This window comes from Limnohabitans sp. JirII-29 (genome assembly GCF_003063395.1).
In the GTDB taxonomy this organism is placed as follows: Bacteria; Pseudomonadota; Gammaproteobacteria; order Burkholderiales; family Burkholderiaceae_C; genus Limnohabitans.
On sequence record NZ_NESB01000019.1, the window covers coordinates 1 to 5,061 of the forward strand.

Genomic DNA, 5,061 nt, shown 5'->3' on the forward strand with positions numbered 1-5,061 from the left:
ATCGACACCCTGGCGCCGACGGCGAGCATCAGCCTGTCGGACAGCGCGCTCAAAGCGGGCGAGACCAGCGTGGTGACGATCACCTTCAGCGAAGCCGTGAGCGGCTTTGACAACAGCGACGTGACGGTGCAAAACGGCAGCCTGAGCACGCTCAGCAGCGCCGACGGCGGCGTCACCTGGACGGGCACCTTCACGCCCAGCGTCAACCTGCAAGACACCAGCAACGTGGTCAGCTTGGCTGCGAGCTACACCGACATCGCAGGCAACAGCGGCAGCATTGCCAGCAGCGCCAACTACAGCGTGGACACCCTGGCCCCCACGGCCACCATCAGCCTCTCCGACAGCGCGCTACAGATCGGTGAGACCAGCGTGGTCACCATCGTCTTCAGCGAAGCCGTCACAGGTTTCAACAACAGCGACGTGACGGTGCAAAACGGCAGCCTGAGCACCCTCAGCAGCGCCGATGGCGGCGTTACCTGGACGGGTACCTTCACGCCCACGGCCAACCTCGAATCCACCAGCAACGTGGTCACGCTCGCATCGAGCTACACCGATGTGGCAGGCAACAGCGGCAGCAACGCCATCAGCGCCAACTACGCCATCGACACCCTGGCCCCCACGGCCAGCATCAGCCTCTCCGACAGCGCGCTCAAGATCGGCGACACCAGCTTGGTGACCATCACCTTCAGCGAAGCGGTCACAGGATTCAACAACAGCGACGTGACGGTGCAAAACGGCAGCTTGGGCACCCTCAGCAGCGCCGACGGTGGCGTCACCTGGACGGGCACCTTCACGCCCACCGCCAACCTCGAAGACGCCAGCAACGTCATCACCCTCGCTGCCAGCTACACCGATGTGGCGGGCAACAGCGGCGCCACCGCCAGCAGTGGCAACTACGCCATTGACACCTTGGCGCCCACGCTGACCATCACCACGCCACTGAGCAACACAGACAACGTCTTGAACCGGGCAGAGCTGACCGCGATTGCCGGCAGCACCTTCTTGCTGCAAGGCACCGCCGTGGGCTTGGAGGTGGGCGCGAGCTACAGCGTCAACTTCAACCAAAAAACCTATACCGGCACCGTCACCACCGCCAACACCTGGAGCGTGAACATCCCTGAGGCGGACATGAACGCCCTGGTGCACGGCAACGACTACGCGCTGCGAGTCAACGCGCAAGACCTGGCGGGCAACGATGCCCTGGCCGTGAGCCAAACCCTGCAAGTGCGTTTGGCCCCGCCCGACACGCCCACCGTCAACGTGGTCAACACCAACAGCCTCACGCCCACCTTGAGTGGCAGTGCGCTCAAGTTGACCGACCCCAACGACCCCAACAGCGTGGAGCTGCCTTTGCAAACTGGGGACGCCTTCACGGTCACGGTGCACGGTGCGAGTTACACCTACACGGTGGGCGGGGGCAGCAACCCCAGCGCGCTGAGCTACGACGCAACAGCCAAGACCTGGAGCCTGGCCTTGCCAGCGGGTGTGATCACGGCGGACGGCAGCTACGACGTGGCGGTGAGCGTGAGCGCGATGGGCTACACGGTGGCCAACGACATCAGCAGCAACGAGTTGACGGTGGACCGCGTGGCCCCGGCCTTGAGCATCAACACCTTTGCGGGCGACAACACGCTCAACGCCCAAGAAGTCACGGGCAACCTGACACTCAGCGGCACGACCGACACCAGCGAAGCAGGGCGCACGGTCAACATCGCAGGCTTGAGCAGTGGCACCTACCACGCGACGGTGCAGGCCGATGGCAGTTGGATGGTCACGGTGTTGGCGGCTGACTTGGCCTTGCTGACAGACCAAAGCACGCTGACGGCGAGCCTGGCCGATGTCTACGGCAACACCGCTTCGGCCACGCGCTCGCTGGGCGTTGACAAGGTCTTGCCTGTGGTCAGCAGCGTGACCGACGACTTGGCCGGCACTGCCAACGCAGCCACCGCCAGCGTGGCATACACCTATGTGTTCAGCGAAGCCGTGACCGGTTTGAGCAGCAGCGACTTCACCGTGACCCACGGCAGCATCAGCAGCATCACCGGCAGTGGCACGACCTGGGTGGTCAACGTCACACCACAAGCGGGTGTCGACGGCGATGTGATCACCGTGGTGCTCAAAGGCGCGGGTGTGACCGACCTGGCGGGCAACCCCAACATCACCTACACCAGCAACAGCCAAGCGCTGGACACCCTGGCACCCAACGCGCCAGCCTTGTCGCGCGTGCTCGACGATGTGGGCACCATCACCGGCAACGTCACAGACGGCGGCTACAGCGACGACACCCTGTTGTCGGTGCGCATCAGCCTGCTCAACACCAACGCGGTAGAAAACGACACCGTGCAGCTGTACAACGGCAGCACGGCCTTGGGCAGTGCGGTCACGCTGAGTGCTGGCGATTTGGTCGCGGGCTACGTGGATGTGTCCACCCCCACACTGACCAATGGCACAACGTATGTCTTGCAAGCCAAAGTCATCGACGTGGCGGGCAACGCCAGCGCGGCCTCGGTGTCACGCACCCTCAGCATCGACACCACGGCGCCCAACGCTCCCAGCATCACCCACGTCACCGACGACGTGGGCGCCCTCACTGGCGCAGTGGCTGACGGTGGGCGCAGTGACGACACACAACTCGTGGTGCGCGTCAGCTTGACGGGCACCAGTGCGGTAGCCAACGACAGTGTGCAGCTGTATGACAGCACCAGCGCCATCGCCACGGTGGCGACCTTGAGTGCCACTGACATCAGCAACGGCTATGTGGACATCACCACCTACACGCTGAGCAACGCCACCAGCTACGCCTTCAACGCCAAAGTCATCGACGTGGCAGGCAACGCCAGTGCGGCTTCTGGCCTTCACACCGTCACCATCGACACCAGCGCACCTGCAGCCCCCAGCATCACCAGCGTCACCGACGACGTGGGGTCTGTCACCGGTGCGGTCAGCAACGGCGGGCGCAGCGACGACACGCAACTCGTGGTGCGTGTCAGCCTGACGGGCACCGCTGCCGTGGCCAACGACACGGTGCAGTTGTACGACAACACCAGCACCATCGCCACCGTGTCGACCTTGAGTGCCGCCGACATCAGCAACGGCTATGTGGATATCACCACCCACACCCTGAGCAACGCCACCACCTACGCCTTCAACGCCAAAGTCATTGACGTGGCAGGCAACATCGGCAACGCGTCCCCCAGCCACACCGTCACCATCGACACCACGGCGCCGGTGGCGCCCAGCATCAGCCGCGTTGTGGACGACGTGGGCAGCATCACCGGCGTGGTCAGCAACGGCGGGCGCAGCGACGACACCCAACTGGTGGTGCGCGTCAGCCTGAGCGGCACCAACGCACAGGCCAACGACACGGTGCAGTTGTACGACAGCACCAACACCGTGGCGAGCGCCCTGACCTTGAGCGCCAGCCACATCAGCAACGGCTATGTGGACATCACCACCAACAGCCTGAGCAACGCCACCACCTACGCCTTCAACGCCAAAGTCATTGACGTGGCGGGCAACGCCAGTGCGGCGTCTGGCAACTACACCGTCACCATTGACACCACAGCCCCTGTGGCACCGACCCTCTTGAGCGTGACCGACGATGTGGGCAGCATCACCGGGCCCGTCAGCTCGGGTGGTGTGACCGATGACACCGTGCTGGCCGTGAAGGTGGGTTTGACAGGCACCAATGCCGTGGCCAACGACACCGTGCAGCTGTATGACGGCACCACGGCCTTGGGCACGGCGGTGACCTTGAGTGCGGGCGACATTGCCGCAGGCTTTGTCAGCCTCAACACGCCCACGCTCAGCAACGCCACCACCTATGCGTTGAAAGCCAAAGTCATCGACGTGGCGGGCAACGCCAGCAGTGCCTCAGCCAGCCACACCGTCACCATTGACACCAGCGCACCCAGTGCGCCGACCATCCTGAGCGTGACCGACGATGTGGGCAGCATCACCGGACCTGTTATCTCCGGCGGCGTGACCGACGACACGGTGCTGGCTGTCAAAGTGAGTTTGGCGGGCACCAGTGCCGTGGCCAACGACACCGTGCAGCTCTACAACAGCACCACCGCGCTGGGTACAGCGGTGACCTTGAGTGCCAGCGACATTGCCGCAGGCTTTGTCAGCCTCAACACGCCCACCCTGAGCAACGCCACCACCTACGCGTTCAACGCGTTGGTCATCAACCAAGCCGGCACAGCCAGTGCCGCATCTCCCAGCCACACGGTCACCATCGACACCACGCCACCGGTGGCGCCCAGCATCAGCCGCGTCACCGACGACGTGGGCAGCCTCACAGGGGCCGTGAGCAACGGCGGGCGCAGCGACGACACCCAACTGGTGGTACGCGTGAGCCTGAGCGGTACCAACGCACAGGCCAACGACACGGTGCAGTTGTACGACAGCACCAACACCGTGGCGAGCGCGGCGACCCTGAGTGCTGCTGACATCAGCAACGGCTATGTGGACATCAGCACGAACACGCTGAGCAACGCCACCACCTACGCCTTCAACGCCAAAGTCATTGACGTGGCGGGCAACGCCAGTGCGGCGTCTGGCAACTACACCGTCACCATTGACACCACAGCCCCTGTGGCACCGACCCTCTTGAGCGTGACCGACGATGTGGGCAGCATCACCGGGCCCGTCAGCTCGGGTGGTGTGACCGATGACACCGTGCTGGCCGTGAAGGTGGGTTTGACAGGCACCAATGCCGTGGCCAACGACACCGTGCAGCTGTATGACGGCACCACGGCCTTGGGCACGGCGGTGACCTTGAGTGCGGGCGACATTGCCGCAGGCTTTGTCAGCCTCAACACGCCCACGCTCAGCAACGCCACCACCTATGCGTTGAAAGCCAAAGTCATCGACGTGGCGGGCAACGCCAGCAGCGTTTCCACCAGCCACACGGTGACGATCGACACCCTGGCGCCGACGGCGAGCATCAGCCTGTCGGACAGCGCGCTCAAAGCGGGCGAGACCAGCGTGGTGACGATCACCTTCAGCGAAGCCGTGAGCGGCTTTGACAACAGCGACGTGACGGTGCAAAACGGCAGC

1 protein-coding gene is annotated in these 5,061 nt (G+C 64.2%); it reads left to right on the forward strand.

Annotated elements, in window-relative coordinates; genetic code table 11:
* Window positions 1-5,061: S-layer family protein (locus B9Z39_RS16765; RefSeq protein ID WP_233249057.1), on the forward strand; the 5,061-nt coding region annotated here is incomplete at both ends.